Genomic DNA, 19,670 nt, shown 5'->3' on the forward strand with positions numbered 1-19,670 from the left:
GATGCACGAAGCGCAGGTGTTTATTTTTTCAGGTCTTCGGCACCCTGCAACGGTTCATCACCCAGCAGCAAGTCCTTGTCGTGGCTGACCTGTTCTTCCTCAAACATGCGCCAGGTGCGATCGCCTTCCACACCGAGCAACTCGACGAAGCGCCGGCCTTCGACCTTATCGGTGACCTGGCCGATGTAGCGGCCGGGTTCGCTGTCGCTGCGGGCCAGGTTGATCTTGCGATCCTTCTCTGGCTGGGTCGGGGAAATCAGGTTCAATTCCAGGGTGGTCGGGTTGCTGTTGCCGGTGAGGTTCACCTCGACTTCACCGGTCAGCTCATCCAGGTGCACCTTGGCGCGCAGTTGCAGGGTCTGGGCCAGCAGCTCGCGGTCCAGGGAACGGTTGATGCCTTTGCCGGCCTCGTAGTAGTTGTCGTTGACCAGGTTGTCCGGGTTATTCACCGCGATGGTCACCATGGACAAGGTCAAGGTCACCGAGCAGGCCAGGATCCCAATGATGATCCAGGGCCAGAGGTGCTTGTACCAAGGGCTTGCGGCAGTTGCTACGGACATTGTTCGGTTCTCTGTTAGCGATTAGCGGACTTGGGGGCCGATGAATCGGCTCTTGGCTTCAATGTGGACACTGGCGTCATCGGCATCGGTGAGGATGAATGTCACCTCGTTGGTGCTCGACGGCAACTGTTCCGGCGCACTCGACAGCTCAACCGGCATGCTGACGATATCGCCGGCAGCCACCTTGATTTCGCGACGGCCTTGCAGCTTGAGGTCCGGCAAGCCCGCGGCATCGAGCACGTAGGTGTGGTCGCGCTGGTCCTTGTTCATGATCTTCAGGCTGTAGACGTTTTCGATACGGCCTTCGGCGTTCTCGCGGTACAGCACACGGTCCTTGCTCACGTCGAAACCCACCAGCGAGCGCATGAAGAATGCCGCCGCCAGCAGGCCCATCATCGCCAGCAATACCAGGGCGTAACCGATCAGGCGCGGGCGCAGCTTGTGGGTCTTCTGCCCCGACAGGTTGTGCTCGGTGGTGTAGCTGATCAGGCCGCGCGGGTAGTCCATTTTGTCCATGATGTTGTCGCAGGCGTCGATACAGGCGGCGCAGCCGATGCACTCGATCTGCAGGCCGTCGCGGATGTCGATACCGGTCGGGCACACCTGCACGCACATCGTGCAATCGATGCAATCCCCCAGGCCCTGAGCCTTGTAGTCGATGCCTTTTTTGCGCGGGCCACGCACCTCGCCACGGCGTGGGTCGTAGGAAACGATCAGGGTGTCCTTGTCGAACATCACACTCTGGAAGCGCGCGTACGGACACATGTAGATGCACACTTGTTCGCGCAGCCAACCGGCGTTGCCATAGGTGGCGAGGGTGAAGAAGCCGACCCAGAAATACGACCAGCCATCGGCCTGGCCGGTGAAGAACTCGAACACCAGTTCGCGGATGGGGGAGAAGTAGCCGACGAAGGTCATTCCGGTGACAAAACCGATCAGCAGCCACAGGGTGTGCTTGCTGAATTTGCGCAGGAATTTGTTGGCGCCCATCGGCGCTTTATCCAGCTTGATGCGCTGGTTGCGGTCGCCTTCGGTGACCTTTTCGCACCACATGAAGATCCATGTCCATACGCTTTGCGGGCAGGTATAACCGCACCACACGCGACCGGCATACACGGTGATAAAGAACAGGCCAAACGCCGCAACAATCAAAATACCTGAGAGCAGGATGAAGTCCTGGGGCCAGAAGGTCGCGCCAAAAATAAAGAACTTACGTTCGGGCAGATTCCACCACACGGCCTGGTGGCCACCCCAGTTCAGCCACACGGTGCCGAAGTAGAGCAGGAACAGGCCGGCACCGCCGAGCATGCGCAAATTACGGAACAGGCCGGTGAAGGCGCGGGTGTAGATTTTCTCTCGCGAGGCGTAGAGGTCGACGGTTTTACTGTCGGAACCGTTTGTGTGTTTGGCAGGCGGGGTAACGTCATGTACCGGTATCTGGTTGCTCATCATTGCATCCCACGGCGGTGGAGATTTGCCTCGGCCAGTACGTGCCAACCGGGGTCAAATGAAGGGTGTTGCAGTGGCTTAATGATACGCCCCCGATAGTACGTCAAGGGTGCGACCTTTGGTCGCGTTGGGTGAAATCAATTGATGGTGTACGTGACCTGGATCAATTGACTTGGGAAGTATGGACGGTTTTTGCCGACCCTGACCTCAAAAGTGTTGGAGGCCTTCGAATGTGGGAGGGGGCTTGCCCCCGATTGCAGTGTGTCAGCCAGAGCAACTGCTACCGACCCACCGCTATCGGGGGCAAGCCCCCTCCCACATTGCTATTGCAGCGGCTTTTATTGCTCTTCAGCCTTCTTATCCCCATGGGACAAGCTGTAAACATAGGCTGCCAGCAAGTGCACCTTGTCGTTCCCCTGCAGTTGCTCCTGCGCAGGCATCTGGCCCTGGCGGCCCCAACGGATGGTCTGTTGCAGTTGGGCGAAGCTTGAGCCGTAGATGAACGCGCCAGGGTGGGTCAGGTCGGGCGCACCCATGGCGGGCGTGCCTTTACCGGCCGGGCCGTGGCAGGCCACGCAGTTGGCGGCGAAGAGTTTTTCGCCGTTGGCCACGTCGGCTTTCACCCCTTCCGGCAGTTTGCGCCCGTCGAGGTTGGTGACGACGAACGCGGCCACATCGCTGACGCCTTGTTCCTTGAGGATATCCAGCCAGGCGGGCATCACCGCATGGCGGCCCTTCATGATGGTTTCCTTGATGGTGGCCGGGTCGCCGCCCCAACGCCAGTCGGCATCGGTCAGGTTGGGAAAGCCGTAGGCGCCCTTGGCGTCGGAACCGTGGCACACCGAGCAGTTGGAGGCGAACAGGCGGCCACCCATCTTCAAGGCTTGCGGGTCCTTGGCCACTTCTTCAATGGGCATCGACGCGAATTTGGCGAAGATCGGGCCGAACTTAGCGTCCGACCTGGCCATTTCCTTTTCCCATTCGTGCACGCCGGTCCAGCCGGTCTGGCCGTTGGCGAAGGGGGTTTGCTTGTCGTTGTCGAGGTAGTTGTAGCCCGGCAACAGGCCCTTCCAGTTGCCCAGGCCGGGGTACAGCGCGAGGTAGCCGAGGGCGAAGATGATGGTGCCGACGAACAGCATGAACCACCATTTGGGCAGCGGGTTGTCGTACTCCTCGATGCCGTCGAACGAGTGGCCGACGGTCTCGTCGGTTTGCTCGGCGCGCTGGCCCTTTCGGGTCGACAGCAGCAGCCAGGTCAGGGCGAAGATGGTACCCAGGCTGAGGACTGTGACGTACAGACTCCAGAACGTAGTCATTCTTTGTTACTCCTAGAAGCTTGCTCGACGTGCTTGATGGCTTCGGGATCATCCGCAAAAGGCAGCAAGGTCGCGTCTTCAAACTCCGACTTGCGCTTGGGGCTGAACACCCACAACGCCAGGCCGATAAAGGCCACCATCACCACAACGGTGCCCAAGCCACGAATCATCCCGATATCCATGAAGAATCACCGTTTGCTTTTGATGATGGTGCCAAGGCCTTGCAGGTAGGCCACCAATGCGTCCATTTCGGTCTTGCCCTTCACGGCTGCGGCTGCACCGGCGATGTCTTCGTCGGTGTAGGGCACGCCCAGGGTGCGCAAGACTTCCATCTTCTTCGCGGTGTCCTTGCCGTCGAGCTTGTTTTCCACGAGGAACGGGTACGCCGGCATTTTCGACTCAGGCACCACGTTGCGCGGGTTGTACAGGTGCGCACGTTGCCAGTCATCGGAGTAACGCCCGCCCACACGGGCCAGGTCCGGGCCGGTGCGCTTGGAACCCCACAGGAACGGGTGGTCCCACACGCTTTCACCGGCGACCGAGTAGTGGCCGTAGCGTTCGGTTTCGGCACGGAACGGGCGGATCATCTGCGAGTGGCAGCCGACACAACCGTTGGCGATGTAGACGTCGCGGCCTTCCAGTTCAAGCGCGGTGCGCGGCTTCATGCCTTCGACCGGTTTGTTGGTGACGTCCTGGAAAAACAGCGGAACGATCTGGGTCAAGCCGCCGATACTCACGGCGATGACCATGAAGAAGGCCAGCAGGCCGATATTCTTCTCGACTACTTCATGCTTCATCAGTGGGCTCCCACAACGGCGATCTTGGCGGCGGCTTCGGCTTCTGCAGGGTCCGAGGCACGCACGGTGCGCCAGACGTTGTAGGCCATGAACAGCATGCCGGTGGCAAAGAACGCACCGCCCAGGGCGCGGACGATATAGCCCGGGTGGCTGGCTTGCAGCGCTTCGACGAAGGAGTAGGTGAGGGTGCCGTCATCGTTGATTGCACGCCACATCAGGCCCTGAGTGATGCCGTTGACCCACATCGACGCGATGTAGAGCACGGTACCGATGGTCGCCAGCCAGAAGTGCGTGTTGATCAGCCCGACGCTGTGCATCTGCACGCGGCCGAACAGTCTGGGGATCATGTGGTAGATCGCGCCGATGGAGATCATCGCGACCCAACCGAGCGCGCCGGCGTGAACGTGGCCGATGGTCCAGTCGGTGTAGTGGGACAGCGAGTTGACGGTCTTGATCGCCATCATCGGCCCTTCGAAGGTCGACATGCCGTAGAACGCCAGGGATACCACGAGGAAGCGCAGGATCGGGTCGGTGCGCAATTTATGCCAGGCGCCCGACAGGGTCATCATGCCGTTGATCATGCCGCCCCAGCTCGGGGCCAGCAGGATGATCGACATCGCCATGCCCAGGGACTGTGCCCAATCCGGCAGCGCGGTGTAGTGCAAGTGGTGAGGACCGGCCCAGATGTACAGGGTGATCAGCGCCCAGAAGTGCACGATGGACAGGCGGTACGAGTAAATAGGACGTTCGGCCTGTTTCGGCACGAAGTAATACATCATCCCCAGGAAACCGGTGGTCAGGAAGAAACCCACGGCGTTGTGGCCGTACCACCACTGGATCATGGCGTCCGTGGCCCCGGCGTAGGCCGAGTAGGACTTGAACAGGCTCACCGGCAACGAAGCGTGGTTGACGATGTGCAGCATCGCCGTCACCAGGATAAAGGCGCCGTAGAACCAGTTGCCCACGTAGATGTGCTTGGTCTTGCGCTTGACGATGGTACCGAAGAACACCACGGCATAGGTCACCCACACGATGGCGAGCAAAATGGCGATCGGCCATTCCAGCTCGGCGTATTCCTTGGTGGTGGTGTAACCCAGCGGCAGGGTGACGATGGCGCCCAGGATGACCGCTTGCCAACCCCAGAAGGTGAAGGCCGCGAGGCTGTCGGAGATCAGTCGCGTCTGGCAGGTTCGCTGCACGACATAGTAGGAGGTGGCAAACAGTGCACATCCACCGAAGGCGAAAATCACCAGGTTGGTGTGCAGCGGGCGCAGGCGGCCAAAGGTCGTCCATGGCAAACCGAAATTCAATTCCGGCCAAACCAGTTGCGAGGCGATGAACACCCCGAGCCCCATGCCAAGGATCCCCCAGACCACCGTCATGATGGCGAACTGGCGGACTACCTTATAGTTATAAGCAGTCGGACTGATTGCTGTGCTCATTCTAAGGTTCCACGGTTTAGGTTTTTTTATAGGTAAAATCGGCCGCAAGTATGGAGAAAGCGAGGGGCCATTGCAACGCAATGGCTGACCTGTATCAATGCGTTCCACGCCAGATTCTGCGCCCTTTCCATGTTTCGTGTAAGGATAAAATCGGAAATAGAAAGCTGATCAAGTGGACAGGATATTTATGGGGTCGCAACGGTTGTCGTTACGTACGCCAGAATCGGTCCGCTGTGCAGGGAAGCGTAGACCCGAATGGCAGGAGGGGAAAGGTGTGCTTTGGAAGGGTGTGACACTGGGTCGCACAAGAAGGTACTGCTGTGGCGAGGGAGCTTGCTGCCGTTGGACCGGGCTGGCGCTCCAGTGCGAAGCGCTGCCAAGATTTTGGGGCCGCTTCGCAGCCCAACGGGAGCAAGCTCCCTCGCCACAGGTAGAGTTGCCGCCCCAAGGTGGGGCGGCATTCAGAGGTTACTGGGGCTGGCTTTCTGGCGTTGCGCCATCAGCGTTATGGGACAAGCTATACACGTAGGCGGCCAACAAGTGCACCTTGTCATTACCCTGTAGCACTTCCTGCGCCGGCATCTGGCCCTGGCGGCCGTGGCGGATGGTTTGCTGCAACTGCGCAAGGCTGGTGCCGTAGATGTAACCGGCCGGTTTGGTCAGGTCGGGCGCGCCCATGGCTTCCATGCCGTGGCCTTGCGGACCGTGGCAAGCGACACAGGTGGTGTTGAACGCAGTTTGGCCTGCTGCCAAGTCAGCGCTGCTGTCAGCCGGCAACGGCAGTTTGGCCACGTCGTGACGTACATAGGCGGCGACGTTTTTCACCCCTTCATCGCCGAGCATGTCACCCCAGGCCGGCATTGCTGCATGACGGCCGTTGAGAATGGTGGTCTTGATCGCCTCGGCCGAACCGCCCCAGCGCCAGAGGTTATCCGCCAGGTTGGGGAAACCAAACGCGCCCTTGGCGTCCGAGCCGTGGCACACCGCACAGTTGGAGGCAAACAGGCGACCGCCCATCTTCAACGCTTGCGGGTCTTTGGCGACTTCTTCCACGGGCATGGCCGAGAATTTGGCGAAGATCGGCCCGAACTTGGCGTCGGCCTTGGCCATTTCCTTGTCCCATTCCTTGGTCTGGGTCCAGCCGTCTTCATAGCCCGGTAACACGCCTTTCCAGTTGCCTAGGCCCGGGTAGAGGATCAGGTAGCCGACCGCAAACACTAAGGTGCCGGCGAACAGCATGAACCACCACTGGGGCAGCGGGTTGTCGTATTCCTCGATACCGTCGAAGGCGTGGCCCATGGTCTGGTCGACGCTGCCCTTGGTCTCGCCCTTGCGGGTGCCGATCAAGAGCCAAGTCAGGCCGATCAGGCTGCCGAGGGTCAGTACGCAGATCCATGTACTCCAGAATAGGGTCATGGCCGTGTGCTCCTTATTGCAGGCTCTTCTTGAGCGTCGGATGGAGAAGGTTCATCGGCGAAGGGCAGCAGGCGCGCCTGCTCGAATTCCGCATTGCGCCGGTTGTTGAACACCCACAGCGACAGGCCGATAAAGGCGATGGCGACCACCAGCGTGCCGAGGCCGCGGATGGTGCCCGCATCGAATTCAAATCCCATGGCTCACCTCTTGCTCTTGATGGCAGTACCGAGCACTTGCAGGTACGAAACCAGCGCGTCCATCTCGGTCTTGCCCTTGAGGCTGGCGACGGCGCCACTGATGTCGTCGTCCGTGTACGGCACGCCGAGGGTGCGCATCACTTTCAACTTGGTCTCGGTGTGGCTGCTGTCGACGGCGGCGGTGACCAGCCATGGGTAGGCCGGCATTTTCGACTCGGGCACGACGTTGCGCGGGTTGTACAAGTGCGCGCGGTGCCAGTCGTCCGAGTAGCGAGCGCCGACGCGCGCCAGGTCTGGGCCGGTGCGCTTGGAGCCCCACAGGAACGGGTGGTCCCAGACGCTCTCGCCGGCGACCGAGTAGTGGCCGTAGCGTTCGGTCTCGGCGCGGAACGGGCGGATCATCTGCGAGTGGCACTGTACGCAGCCTTCGCGGATGTAGATGTCACGGCCTTCCAGTTGCAGCGCGGTGTAGGGCTTCATGCCTTCGACCGGCTTGTTGGTCACGTCCTGGAAGAACAGCGGGACGATCTGGGTCAGGCCGCCGATGCTCACGGCGAGCACCATGAGCAGCATCAGCAGGCCGACGTTCTTTTCAATCGTTTCGTGTTTCATCATCGACTCCTCAGGCCAGCTGCGCAGTAGTGGCGGCTTCGACGGGCTGCGCGGAACGCACGGTGCGCCAGGTGTTGTAAGCCATCAGGAACATGCCGCTGAGGAAGATGGCGCCGCCCACCAGCCGCACGATGAAGCCTGGGTGGCTGGCCACCAGGGTTTCGACGAAGGAGTAGGTCAGCGTGCCGTCTTCGTTGACCGCACGCCACATCAGGCCCTGGGCGATGCCGTTGACCCACATCGAGGCGATGTAGAGCACGGTGCCGATGGTGGCCAGCCAGAAGTGCGCGTTGATCAGGCCGAGGCTGTACATCTGCTCGCGACCGAAGATTTTCGGGATCATGTGGTACAGCGCGCCGATTGAGATCATTGCCACCCAGCCAAGGGCGCCGGCGTGGACGTGGCCGATGGTCCAGTCGGTGTAGTGGGAAAGGGCGTTGACGGTCTTGATCGCCATCATCGGGCCTTCGAAGGTCGACATGCCGTAGAACGCCAGCGACACCACCAGGAAGCGCAGGATCGGGTCGCTGCGCAATTTATGCCAGGCGCCCGACAGAGTCATCATGCCGTTGATCATGCCGCCCCAGCTCGGTGCCAGCAGCACCAGCGACATCACCATGCCCAGCGACTGTGCCCAGTCCGGCAGTGCGGTGTAGTGCAAGTGGTGCGGGCCGGCCCAGATGTACAGGGTAATCAGCGCCCAGAAGTGCACGATGGACAAGCGATACGAATACACCGGACGCTCGGCCTGCTTGGGCACGAAGTAGTACATCATCCCCAGGAAGCCGGCTGTGAGGAAAAAGCCTACTGCGTTATGCCCGTACCACCACTGCACCATGGCATCCGTCGCACCGCCATAGAGGGAGTAGGACTTGGTCAGGCTGACCGGGATTTCCAGGTTGTTAACGATATGCAGGATGGCCACGGTGATGATGAACGCACCGAAGAACCAGTTGCCGACGTAGATGTGCTTGGTGTTGCGCTTGGCCACGGTGCCAAAGAACACAATGGCGTAAGCCACCCACACGATGGTGATCAGGATGTCGATCGGCCATTCCAGCTCGGCGTATTCCTTGGAGCTGGTGTAGCCCAGCGGCAAGGAGATGGCGGCCAAGAGAATGACCAACTGCCAGCCCCAGAAGCAGAACGCGGCGATCTTCGGCGCGAACAGCTGGGTTTGGCAGGTGCGTTGTACCGAGTAGAAGGAGCTGGCGAACAAGGCGCAGCCACCGAAGGCGAAGATCACCGCGTTGGTGTGCAGCGGGCGCAGGCGTCCGAAGCTGGTCCACGGCAAATCGAAGTTGAGTGCAGGCCAGACCAATTGGGCCGCGAGAAAAACCCCGAGCCCCATGCCGACGATGCCCCACACCACCGTCATAATGGCGAATTGGCGGACCACCTTGTAGTTATAGGCGGTACTTAAAGTAGTGTTCATGGTTCCCCATCCACGGTTCAACCCAAGCAGATGCGGCACTTGGGCTGGAGTTATAGGCAGACTAAAAAGCGAGGCAAGCATGGGCAAAGAGCACAAGGCCAGTATTGACGGGGATCAATGGGCGCAGTGTGTGCGCGAACGCGGCGGGTTGTGGGATGCCGCGTCGACTGCCGCGAAGGGCACGCCAGTGACGCTGATCCTGGCCCACGGTGCCGGCGCACCGATGGACTCAGCCTTCATGAACGACATGGCTGCGCGCCTTGCCGGGCATGGCGTGAACGTGTTGCGCTTCGAGTTTCCCTACATGGCCCAGCGCCGTGTGGACGGTGGCAAACGTCCGCCGAACCCGGCGCCCAAACTGCTGGAAGCCTGGCGTGAGGTGTATGCCGAGGTGCGACGTCATGTCGCTGGGAAACTGGCCGTTGGTGGCAAGTCGATGGGCGGGCGCATGGCCAGTTTATTGGCCGATGAATTAGGCGCCGATGCACTGGTGTGCCTGGGGTATCCGTTCTATGCGGTGGGTAAGCCGGAAAAGCCACGGGTCGAGCATTTGGCCGGGTTGAAGACGCCGACGTTGATCGTGCAGGGCGAGCGGGATGCGCTGGGCAATCGGGCGGCGGTGGAGGGGTATGAATTATCGCCGAGCATCGAGATGATGTGGCTGGTGGCGGGGGATCATGACTTGAAGCCGTTGAAGGCGTCGGGGTTCAGTCATGAGCAGCATCTGGAGGCTGCGGCGGTGCGGGTTTCTAGCTTTCTTAGAGCGCTTGAGTGAAACCTGTGGCGAGGGAGCAAGCTCCCTCGCCACAGTGTATTTACCGGTTAAAACGCTCGACCAGCGAGTACTGGGTATTGGCGGTATGCGTCAATTCCTCACTCAACTGCGCCGAGTTCATCGCCTGTTCCGAAGTCTGGTCGGCCAACAGCGCAATGGTGCTGATGTTACGACTGATCTCTTCGGCCACCGAGCTTTGCTCTTCGGTGGCAGCGGCGATCTGCGTGGTCATGTCGGTGATATGCGCTACCGCCTCACTGATCCCCACCAACGCCTGATCCGCTTCCATTACCCGCGCCACGCCTTCTTCGGCCTGGCGATGCCCGGCGTCCATGGTTTGCACGGCGGCGGCGGCGGTTTGCTGCAGCTTGGCGATCAGGGCGTGGATCTGCCCGGTCGATTCCGCGGTGCGCTGTGCCAGTTGACGGACTTCGTCGGCAACGACCGCAAACCCGCGGCCCATCTCGCCGGCACGCGCCGCTTCAATGGCGGCGTTGAGCGCCAGCAGGTTGGTCTGGTCGGCAATGCCTTTGATCACATCGACCACGCCGCCGATTTCATCGCTGTCCTTGGCCAGTTGCGTGACGGTCACGCCAGTCTCGCCCACCGCGACAGACAGGCGCTGGATCGCCTCGCGGGTTTCCCCGGCGATGTCGCGGCCACGGCCGGTCAGGCGGTTGGCTTCCTGGGTTGCGTCGGCCGTGCGCTGCACGTGGCTGGCGACTTCCTGGGTGGTGGCCGCCATCTGGTTGACCGCCGTGGCCACCTGTTCGGTTTCCACGCGCTGGCGTTCCAGGCCGCTGGAGCTGTTATGTGCCAGGGTGTTGGACTGCGCGGCCTGGTCGTTGAGGTGTTCGGCGGTGTCCTGCAAGCGCGTGAGACAGGTCTTAAGACGCGCCTCTTGGCTGAGGATCGACATCTCCAGGCGCGCCTGGGCGCCACGGCTGTCGGTGTACATCTGCGCGATCAACGGGTCGGAGGTGGTCTGCTCGGCCAGGCGCAGCAAACGCTTGAGACCGCGCTGTTGCCAGCTCAGGCCGAGCAGGCCCAGCGGCACCGACAACCCTGCCGCCAGGGCAAAGCCCCAGTGGGAGTTGAGTGACGCACCGATCATGAAGCTCAACTGGCTCACCAGGATAAACGGCAGCCAGTCCTGCAACACCGGCAGCCACTTATCGCGTTGGGGAATCGCCGACTTGCCTTGATTGATGCGTTGGTAGAGCGCTTCGGCGCGGCGGATCTGCTCGGCGGTGGGCTTGATGCGCACCGATTCGTAGCCGACCACCTGGTTGCCTTCGAAAACCGGCGTCACGTAGGCGTTAACCCAATAGTGATCACCGGTCTTGCAGCGATTCTTGACAATGCCCATCCATGGCAAGCCTTGTTTGAGCGTCGACCACATATGCGCGAAGACCGCGCCCGGCACATCCGGGTGACGCACCAGGTTGTGCGGGGCACGCACCAGTTCGTCGCGGGAGAACCCACTGATCTCGACAAAGGCGTCGTTGCAGTAGGTGATCACGCCTTTGGCATCGGTGGTGGAGATCAACCGTTGCTGAGCGGGGAAGGTACGTTCGCGCTGGGTAACGGGTTGGTTATTACGCATGGTTGTTCAATCCGCAAGGCTTTCAAGGGTTGTCGGCCGGAAAACGCTTTTATTTAACTTAATTTTGCAACAATCACCCGGCCAGCATCGGGTAGGTAAACAACCCGAAGTGAAGCAGATTCAAACCAAAGTGCGTGGCAACCGCCGCGCCCAGGCCACCAAAGCGATAAGCCAAGCCATACCCTACGCCGGCGATGCTCGCCAGCAGCACCCAGTGCCAGCCCGCCCCGATGTGCACCAGACCGAACACGAGCGATGCCAGTAACAAGGCGAGGTTCTCGCCGTAAGGCAGGTGTTTGAAGCGTCGGCTCAAGCCGCCCTGTACATAGCCCCGGAACAAGGCCTCTTCCACCAGGGTCACCAACAGCAGGTTATTGAGGACCCACAGCCATGCCTGTTCCGGCCATTTCGGCGCCCAACTGATCACACCCAGCAAGGTGGCGCCGCCCAGCGCGGCGATGGCGGTGAGGGTCAGGGCCAGGGCGGCCACGCAGATCGACAGGCGCAGCGAGCGCCGCGCCACGATCCACGGGCAGGCCAGCAACAGCCAGAAGCCAATCAGCGGCTTGTCCTGGTTCAAGTACATCGAGAAGGGCACGGCATCGTCGGTGAAACGCTGCGGGGCAATGCCACGCCCATTGTAGAAACCCGGCAGCCAATGCATCGCCAGACTCAGGGCCAGTACGATAAACAGCCCGTGGCCGAGGTAGCGCGCCCAAGGCGTACGTTGCTGGCGGACCGCGTAGCCGGCGATCAGCAGCAGCGCGATGGACACGCCCGCCAGCATCCCCAGTTGCCCGTAGATCAAGGCCAGCAGATAGCCGATGGAAAGAAGCGCCAGGTACAGCCAGGGCAATGCGATCATGGGGAGTCCTTGGAAAAATCTGGGCGGCATTATAGCGAGCCGTCCCTGGGGGCCACATGAAAACTCCGGCAAGCCCGCTCACCCCAAGCGCGCTGACAGTCTCTTCGGCCGCAACACCAACCACAACGCTCCCGCGATCAATACCCCGCCATACAGGTGCGCCATCGACAACGGCTCATCCAGCAGCAACGCGCCCCACAGCACGCCGAACGGCGGGATCATGAAGGTCACGGTCATCGACTTCACCGGCCCGATGGAGGTCAGCAGGCGGAAGTACAGGATGTAGGCAAACGCCGTGCACACCAGGCCCAACCCCAGCAGCGACAACCACACCTGCCACCCACCCCAACTGGCGGGCGGCTGGCTGACGGCGCTGTAAGCGAAGAGCGGTAACAGGAACAAGGTGGCGCCGAGCATGCTGCCCAGGGCAGAGAGGCGGCTGTCCAACCCTCCGCGCTGATCAAACCAGCGCCGTGCGAGGAACCCGGCAAAGCCGTAACAGGTGGTCGCCAGCAAACACGCGAGCGCGCCCATCAGCAATTCCAGGTCAAACGCCACGGGCCCCGCGCGGGTCAGCACGCCCACGCCCAACAGGCCCAGGCAGACGCCGGCGACTTTCGACGGGGTCAGGTGCTCGCTGAAAAACAGCCCGCCGATCAATACGCCCATCAATGGCGTGGTGGCGTTGAAAATCGCCGAGTAACCCGCCGGCAGCACTTGGGCGGCCACCGAATACATCGTCGCCGGGATTCCGGAGTTGATCACCCCCAAGAGCAACACCGTCTTGAACTTGCCCTGGAAGTCCCATTTCACCCGCATGGCCGCCAGGATCACCAGCAACCCGGCGGCGGCAATCGACACGCGGAAAAACGCCGTCGGTAGCGTGCCGATCTCCGGCGCGATGATGCGCATGAACAGGAAGCTCGCCCCCCAAATGGCGGCGAGCCCCAGCAAGTACAAGGTGTCCACAGGTCTCACGGAAAACTCCCCTATCAATAAGGCGGCGAGTGTTGCACGCCGCTTTCATTGATTACAGGACAAACCGCGTCACCAACCCATTCAAATCCACCGCCAAGCGCGACAACTCCTGACTGGCTGCCGAAGTCTGGGTGGCGCCGGCGGCGGTCTGGGTAGACAGGTCGCGGATGTTGACCAGGCTGCGGTCGACGTCGCGCGCCACCAGCGCCTGCTGCTCGGCGGCGCTGGCGATCACCAGGTTGCGCTGGCTGATCTGCGAGATGGCGGCGGTGATTTTTTCCAGCGCGCTGCCGGCGCTGTTGGCGCGTTGCAGAGTTTGGCCGGCGTGATCGGCGCTGCTGTTGAGGGCTTCGACGGTGTCTTGGGTGCCGCGCTGGATACCGACGATCATCTGCTCGATTTCTTCGGTGGAGTCCTGGGTGCGTTGCGCCAGGGAGCGCACCTCATCCGCCACCACCGCAAAACCACGCCCGGCCTCACCCGCGCGGGCGGCTTCAATCGCCGCGTTGAGCGCCAGCAGGTTGGTTTGCCCGGCGATGCCGCGGATCACTTCCAGCACCTTGCTGATGTCCTGGGCCTGCACCGCCAGGCCTTCGGCCTTGTTCGACGCACCGAGCACTTCGTCCACCAGGTTCTGGATCGAGCTGATGGTCTCGCTGATCTGGTAGTGACCGTGCTTGCTGTCCTCGTCGGAAGCCTGGGACGCCTCGGCGCTGGACACCGCATTGCCGGCGACTTCGTCCACCGCCGCGCTCATTTCGGTGACGGCCGTGGCAGCCTGTTCGATCTCATCGTTCTGCGCCTGCAGGCCACGGGTGCTTTGTTCCATCACCGAACTCATCTCTTCGGCAGCCGACGCCAGTTGTTGCGCCGACTCGCTGATGCCGCGGATGGTGCCTTGCAGCTGCGCCTGCATGGTGGCCAGGGCGGTGAGCAACTGGGCGGGTTCGTCCTTGCCGCTGACGGCGATCGGCTGGCTCAGGTCGCCGCCGGCAATGGTGCGTGCCACGGTCAGCGCCTGGCCGAGCGGGGCGGTGATGCTGCGGGTCAGCAGCCACGCCAGCAGCAAGGTGGCGATCAGTGCGACGACGATGATCAGGCCGACAATCCACTGCGCACTGGCGTACATCTGCGCCGCTGCATCCGCCGCGGCCTCGACGCCGTTCTGGTTGAACACGATCAGGTCTTCCAGGCTCTGGTTGAGCACTGTGCCCTGGGGGGCGAGGCGGCTGGTGAGCAGGTCGATGGCGTCTTGCTGTTGATCCTTGTCCACCAGGGCGACCATCTGGGTCACGATGCTGAGGTAGGTGGCTACATTGGCTTTCAACTTATTCAGCAGCTCGCGCTCGCCATCACTGCTCAGCATTGTTTCCTGGCGGTCCAGCAGCCCTTGCAGTTCGCCGCGATGGCGGGTGAGGAGGGCTTTGCTGGTATCGCGCACCCGTGATTCGTCGGTGGTCGCCAGGCGCAGCGCCTCCAGGCGGATGCTGGCCACATAGGCCGCGCTGTCGTGGATGTTCTCGATGCTCGGCATCCATGACTGTTCGATGACCAGCGCACTTTGCCGCAGCTTGGCCATCTGGCCCAGGCCGAACATCCCGACAATTACCAGCAAGCTGGCCAAAACCGCAAAACTCAGACTGGCACGCAGACCGATCTTCATGTTCCTCAATGACATCTCAATGCTCCTTAGGCTATTAGAACCTGTTCCCGGATCGGTCTTCTGACCTTGTTAGGGTGGGAGAGGGCGCGCTGTATATCAAAGTGCCATCAAGGTAGTAATCAGGGTTTCCCTTAGTTGGATCCAACGCTCTAAGAGGTTCATCAAGACCAGCGCGGCGGGCCCTTTGCCTGCCTCAACCTTCCAAGCCCCAGGGTTGAAGGCGTGCAGGTAAAACTCGCGATAACTCACAAGTGTGTTTATTGACCGGATGGTCGACTTTAAAAATTGCAAATAAATGTACGAAATGAACGAACTTGTACAAGCTGGCGTAAAAAATGACCCTTCTCCTGTTTCCGTACACTGGCTAAGCTCAGGGGCTCCAGATGCTCGTCGAGGTTTCCCGCATGTCGCCTTCCGCCCGCGCTATCGCCCAGATGATCCTCGATGGCTTCGACGATTACCGTGAACACTTCCGCCAGATCACCGATGGCGCCCGCGAGCGTTTTGAAAAAGCCCAGTGGCAACTAGCCCAGGCCGCTTCAGCGGCGCGGATCAACCTCTATGAAGAGAAGGTCAATGAAGTGACCGCGCGTCTGCATGAGCACTTCGATGACGCCACATTGCTCGACATTGATGCGTGGCCCGTGGTGAAAAGCGCCTACATCGGCCTGATCGACCTGCGCTTCGACGATGAGCTGTCCGAAACCTGGTACAACTCGATCTTCTGCGGCCTGTTCAGCCACGACCTGATCAGCGACGGTTGCATGTTTATCCACACCACGCGGCCCAGCCTGCGCCGGGCACGGGCCGCGCAGACGCGCACCTACACGCCCGCCGGGAACATCCCGCAGATGCTCGCGCAGGTGTTTGCCGACTACCGCTTCAGCGAACCCTACGCGGACCTGGCAGCCGACCTGCGTCGCCTCGAAGTCCAACTGCGGGAAAACCTGCCGGACTGGGTGTGCAAGGACCCGGACCTCAAGGTCGAGCTGTTTTCCTCGGTGCTCTACCGCAATAAAGGCGCCTACCTTGTAGGACGCATCTACACCCGCGACGAACAATGGCCGCTGGTCATCCCGCTGCTGCACCGCGAAGGCCAGGGCATCCAGATCGATGCGCTGATCACCGACGAAGCCGAAGTGTCGATCATTTTCTCGTTCACCCGTTCCTACTTCATGGTCGACGTGCCGGTACCGGCGGAGTTCATTGGCTTTCTCAAGCGCATTTTGCCGGGCAAGCATATTGCCGAGCTGTACACCTCCATTGGTTTCTACAAGCACGGCAAGTCGGAGTTCTACCGCGCGCTGATCAACCACCTGGCGACCACCGACGATCAGTTCATCATGGCCCCCGGCGTGCGCGGCATGGTCATGAGCGTATTCACCCTGCCGGGCTTCAACACGGTGTTCAAGATCATCAAGGACCGCTTTTCGCCGTCGAAAAACGTCAACCGCGCCACGGTGATCGAGAAATACCGCCTGGTCAAAAGCGTCGACCGCGTTGGGCGCATGGCTGATACCCAGGAGTTCGCCGACTTCCGTTTTCCCCTGAGCAAGTTTGAACCGCAGTGCCTGGCCGAGCTGTTGGAAGTGGCCGCCGGCACCGTCGAAGTGGAAGACGATACCGTGCTTATCCGTCACTGCTGGACCGAGCGGCGCATGACCCCGCTCAACCTCTACCTCGACAACGCCAACCCCGCCCAAGTGCGCGAAGCCCTGGAAGACTACGGCTTGGCGATCAAGCAACTGGCGGCGGCGAATATTTTCCCCGGTGACATGCTGCTGAAGAACTTCGGCGTCACCCGTCACGGCCGCGTGGTGTTCTACGACTACGATGAAATCTGCTTTCTCACCGAAGCCAACTTCCGTCACATCCCCGCACCGCGCACCCCCGAGGATGAAATGGCCTCCGAGCCCTGGTACTCCATCGGCCCGCTGGATGTGTTCCCCGAGGAGTTCCCGCCGTTCCTGTTCGCCGACGCGGGCCAACGCAAGCTGTTCGATGAGCTGCATGGCGAGTTGTACAACGCCGATTACTGGAAGGGCCTGCAGGCCGCGATTCGGGCGGGGAAGGTCATTGATGTGTTTCCGTATCGGCGCAAGGACCCGCAGGATGAAGGGGGGCTGTCGACGTGATCGCGGAGGGCATTGCCCACTGGCTGACTGCGGGTGTGCTGCCGTCAGCCAGGATTGACGGTCAATGGTCGCCAATGGCGATGAACGCTAGGCGCCTTCTTTGCGATTTTCTTTGCGGATGTCTTTGAGCCAGGGTTGGCCCTTGCCCAGCGTAGTCAATGTGTCTGTTACGTTGGAGGCGCGGTTTCTGTCAGTAGGGTTGGAGCCACGGGTCTGTACGTCCCGGGCTTGCTTGTAGAGGGACCCCATCTCTTTATTGAATGCCTTATCGGTTTTTTTGCTCTCCCGGTAATCGTTGAATTGGTTGATCGGGTTTTTGCTTCCGGGGCTGACCTCAAGCTTTTTGATCCGTTGTTCCAACAGATTGATAGGGGGTTGGTAGGACGTTTTTGGAAGCGCGGGTGTCGGGAAGTCGACGGGGAGTTTTTCCAGTGCGTCCTTGGTCTTTTTCAGTTGATCGAGTTCTTTTTGCCTGGAGGGGCTCATGGCGGAGTAGGGCTGTTTATCCAGCAGCGGCGCCGATGCGCCAGTGTTGCTTGAACCTTGCATCCAAGAGCTTTGTGTCGAATGGGTTTGAGGCGCAACGTCCTGATGCTTGGTGGCGTATCGGTCTGAGTAATTGTTGGCGCTGCTGTTGGCATAGCGGTCGATGGGTAATGGCATACGAAATCCTTAAGTCACAGTAACGTGTTGAATGGGGCTTAACCGCTGTATTAAGGGCTGTCCATGAAGTTCGTTCCCCGAATGGCGCGGCTTATCGCGTGGAAGTTCGCGATCCTGGTCGCCGTCAGGTTGGTTGCAGGTTCCGACGACTCCCGGTTGTCGGGCGAAGACGATGGGTGCTGTGTATAGGCCGGAGGGAACTCGTATCTGGGAGGGGGCTGCGACTCGTGCGAGCGCGGTTGAGCCTGCATGGCAGCTGAATAGCTCGGCAGGTTGGGGGAGGAAACAGGGGCGTCGATGGGCATAAAGCCTCCGTATCAGGTTGGAATATCCTGGTTGTCCAGACCTCTCTGGATGACTTATTGGGCGCCTGCCAGCGCTTACGGAAAATCGGACTTTTGCTTTTCAACCGTCGGATGAACTGGTCATTTTTTGTAGTCAGAATCTCTGTGGAGTAGCCCCATAAGTCTTTTGCCTACCTGGGTTCATCCCGGCAACGTTAGGGAAGGGACGTGGTTATGTGGTGAATGGCCAGGTGGCTTCTGAGGTCGGTGTAGAGGGTGTGCAAATCGGTATTCAGTTCAGCAATCAGCGCCCGCTGTTTGTTGTCGTCTTTAAGCTGACGGATGGCGGCATGTTTGACATGGGGGTTGTTGGCCGACTGAATCAACGCTTTGAACGCCTGGCGATCCTTGGCGCTGCCGGCTTGCTCCGTGCGGGGGATGGTGTCCAGTTGCACAAAGGCATGTTCGATAACCGCCAGCTCCAGTTTGATTCGCTGATTATTCGGCGAGGTTAAAATCAGCATGGGGTCCATGCCTGCCTCCGAACTGCCATCAAGCCTGCCGTTACGCCAGGCATCGCGTAAATTCGCCAGGGCATTGCGCGCCGCGTTCACCGCTTGTGGCGACAGTTTTTCTCCCACGCCGTGGCGGTGGGCGGTTTCGAGCGTGCGCTCCAGTCGGTGGAGCGTCAGTTCCACCGGTGCCGATTGATGGTTGCGCTCAAGATTCTGCTCCAAGCGTTTACGCTCCGGGGTGAGGCCAACGGTGGTGGTGAATTGACTGCTGCCTTTCAGGCGTCCCGTTGCCCAGGCGTTGCGGTATTCGGTCAGGGCGTTACGTTGCTTGATAAAGATATCTTCTTCGACTTGAGACAACGGGTGCGGTTGTTGCTTGATGTGAGCATCCAGCAGGCCCGTCTCCTTATCCAGGGCGTTGACGTGTTTGACGGCCTGTTTCAGGTCTTGCGCGGTCAACCTGCTGTTCAGCGGTGCAGGTAGCAGGACGTGGAGGGTGATCGGGTCCAACTCACTGGACGCTGGAGGGGTGGCGGCCGCCCATGCGGCGCGTCGATCCAGCAAGGCGTTGCGTGCTTCCACGCGGGTTGCCAGTTGCTCATTGCGTTGCGTAAGTGCTTGCAGGCGTGTGTTTGCATCCGGTTGCAGGGCAAAGCGTTTGCGGCTTTCCTGGTCGAAGGCCTCAAGCGCCGCGTCGAGCCTTGAAACGTGCATCCAGGCTTGAAGTTGATGCCCTTTTTCCTGTGGCGCACTTTCCGGCATTCGACTGATGGGGCGAAGCAATGCGTGTTCGAGGTTGCGGGTGTTCCCGAGCAGGTGACTGTGCCCTTGATCGACCAGGCTTTTAACCACGGCGCCCTGGATAAAGTGGGTTTGTTGTACCAGCCGGCCCAGGGTGGCGCCGGACTCGGGGGGTGAAAACGGTGTGGGTCTGATCACAGGGGCTTCTCCGGGTGATGGCT

At 60.6% G+C, this 19,670-nt stretch carries 18 protein-coding genes; 2 read left to right on the forward strand and 16 right to left on the reverse strand.

All coding sequences use genetic code 11. From position 1 onward, the window contains the following. Window positions 1-20 precede the first annotated feature (20 nt). From BM403_RS15045 to ccoN (BM403_RS15090), 10 genes are all read right to left on the reverse strand, one after another. Complete coding sequence (locus BM403_RS15045) at window positions 21-560, reverse strand: FixH family protein (RefSeq protein ID WP_015885303.1); 540 nt, start codon at window positions 558-560, stop codon at window positions 21-23. Window positions 561-581: 21 nt separating this feature from the next. Beyond that, complete coding sequence (gene ccoG, locus BM403_RS15050) at window positions 582-2,009, reverse strand: cytochrome c oxidase accessory protein CcoG (protein WP_015885302.1); 1,428 nt, start codon at window positions 2,007-2,009, stop codon at window positions 582-584. Window positions 2,010-2,347: 338 nt separating this feature from the next. Then, window positions 2,348-3,325 (reverse strand): cytochrome-c oxidase, cbb3-type subunit III, encoded by a 978-nt coding sequence (gene ccoP / locus BM403_RS15055; protein ID WP_015885301.1) that lies wholly within the window; start codon window positions 3,323-3,325, stop codon window positions 2,348-2,350. After that, on the reverse strand, window positions 3,322-3,507 hold the full coding sequence (locus BM403_RS15060; protein ID WP_003175465.1) for a CcoQ/FixQ family Cbb3-type cytochrome c oxidase assembly chaperone: 186 nt from the start codon (window positions 3,505-3,507) through the stop codon (window positions 3,322-3,324). Before BM403_RS15060 ends, ccoP (BM403_RS15055) begins: the two co-directional genes overlap by 4 nt. Before the next feature lie 6 nt (window positions 3,508-3,513). After that, the gene (gene ccoO, locus BM403_RS15065; protein WP_003193167.1) at window positions 3,514-4,122 is read right to left on the reverse strand and encodes a cytochrome-c oxidase, cbb3-type subunit II; all 609 of its coding nucleotides are present in this window, start codon (window positions 4,120-4,122) and stop codon (window positions 3,514-3,516) included. Then, a complete protein-coding gene (gene ccoN, locus BM403_RS15070; RefSeq protein WP_015885300.1) occupies window positions 4,122-5,564 on the reverse strand; it encodes a cytochrome-c oxidase, cbb3-type subunit I in 1,443 nt (480 codons plus the stop codon). The genes ccoO (BM403_RS15065) and ccoN (BM403_RS15070) overlap by 1 nt, the downstream gene beginning before the upstream one ends. 468 nt (window positions 5,565-6,032) lie before the next feature. Further along, window positions 6,033-6,980 (reverse strand): cytochrome-c oxidase, cbb3-type subunit III, encoded by a 948-nt coding sequence (gene ccoP, locus BM403_RS15075; protein WP_093543480.1) that lies wholly within the window; start codon window positions 6,978-6,980, stop codon window positions 6,033-6,035. Beyond that, window positions 6,977-7,177 (reverse strand): cbb3-type cytochrome oxidase subunit 3, encoded by a 201-nt coding sequence (locus BM403_RS15080; protein ID WP_010208563.1) that lies wholly within the window; start codon window positions 7,175-7,177, stop codon window positions 6,977-6,979. The genes ccoP (BM403_RS15075) and BM403_RS15080 overlap by 4 nt, the downstream gene beginning before the upstream one ends. Window positions 7,178-7,180: 3 nt before the next feature. Continuing rightward, a complete protein-coding gene (gene ccoO, locus BM403_RS15085) occupies window positions 7,181-7,789 on the reverse strand; it encodes a cytochrome-c oxidase, cbb3-type subunit II (RefSeq protein ID WP_017735321.1) in 609 nt (202 codons plus the stop codon). 10 nt (window positions 7,790-7,799) lie between these two features. Next, on the reverse strand, window positions 7,800-9,224 hold the full coding sequence (gene ccoN / locus BM403_RS15090; protein WP_015885297.1) for a cytochrome-c oxidase, cbb3-type subunit I: 1,425 nt from the start codon (window positions 9,222-9,224) through the stop codon (window positions 7,800-7,802). 79 nt (window positions 9,225-9,303) lie between these two features. On the opposite strand from ccoN (BM403_RS15090), the gene BM403_RS15095 reads away from it, so the two are divergent. Then, window positions 9,304-9,999 (forward strand): alpha/beta family hydrolase, encoded by a 696-nt coding sequence (locus BM403_RS15095; RefSeq protein ID WP_015885296.1) that lies wholly within the window; start codon window positions 9,304-9,306, stop codon window positions 9,997-9,999. Window positions 10,000-10,039: 40 nt separating this feature from the next. On the opposite strand, the gene BM403_RS15100 is transcribed toward BM403_RS15095, so the two are convergent. The 4 genes from BM403_RS15100 to BM403_RS15115 all read right to left on the reverse strand — a co-directional run bounded on the left by BM403_RS15100 (window position 10,040) and on the right by BM403_RS15115 (window position 15,126). Continuing rightward, window positions 10,040-11,605 (reverse strand): methyl-accepting chemotaxis protein, encoded by a 1,566-nt coding sequence (locus BM403_RS15100; RefSeq protein ID WP_046035983.1) that lies wholly within the window; start codon window positions 11,603-11,605, stop codon window positions 10,040-10,042. A 73-nt stretch (window positions 11,606-11,678) separates the two neighbouring features. Further along, window positions 11,679-12,470, reverse strand: a complete 792-nt coding sequence (locus BM403_RS15105) for a CPBP family intramembrane glutamic endopeptidase (protein ID WP_064052678.1) — start codon at window positions 12,468-12,470, stop codon at window positions 11,679-11,681. A 78-nt stretch (window positions 12,471-12,548) separates the two neighbouring features. Next, window positions 12,549-13,448, reverse strand: coding sequence for a DMT family transporter (locus BM403_RS15110; protein WP_093543482.1), 900 nt, complete (start codon window positions 13,446-13,448; stop codon window positions 12,549-12,551). Window positions 13,449-13,500: 52 nt separating this feature from the next. Beyond that, on the reverse strand, window positions 13,501-15,126 hold the full coding sequence (locus BM403_RS15115; RefSeq protein ID WP_093543484.1) for a methyl-accepting chemotaxis protein: 1,626 nt from the start codon (window positions 15,124-15,126) through the stop codon (window positions 13,501-13,503). A 389-nt stretch (window positions 15,127-15,515) separates the two neighbouring features. Between BM403_RS15115 and aceK the strand changes: the two genes are divergently transcribed. Then, window positions 15,516-17,246: a bifunctional isocitrate dehydrogenase kinase/phosphatase gene (gene aceK / locus BM403_RS15120; RefSeq protein WP_046036083.1), complete on the forward strand. Its 1,731-nt coding sequence runs from the start codon at window positions 15,516-15,518 to the stop codon at window positions 17,244-17,246. An 87-nt stretch (window positions 17,247-17,333) separates the two neighbouring features. On the opposite strand, the gene BM403_RS15125 is transcribed toward aceK, so the two are convergent. Together BM403_RS15125 and BM403_RS15130 are read right to left on the reverse strand one after the other, a co-directional pair. Continuing rightward, window positions 17,334-17,909 carry a hypothetical protein gene (locus BM403_RS15125; protein ID WP_093543487.1) on the reverse strand — a complete coding sequence of 192 codons (576 nt, stop codon included), beginning with the start codon at window positions 17,907-17,909 and terminating at the stop codon, window positions 17,334-17,336. A 499-nt stretch (window positions 17,910-18,408) separates the two neighbouring features. Beyond that, window positions 18,409-19,647, reverse strand: coding sequence for a hypothetical protein (locus BM403_RS15130; RefSeq protein WP_139237973.1), 1,239 nt, complete (start codon window positions 19,645-19,647; stop codon window positions 18,409-18,411). Between the last annotated feature and the right edge of the window lie 23 nt (window positions 19,648-19,670).

It is taken from the genome of Pseudomonas sp. OV546 (assembly GCF_900116845.1).
Taxonomy (GTDB): Bacteria; Pseudomonadota; Gammaproteobacteria; order Pseudomonadales; family Pseudomonadaceae; genus Aquipseudomonas; species Aquipseudomonas petroselini.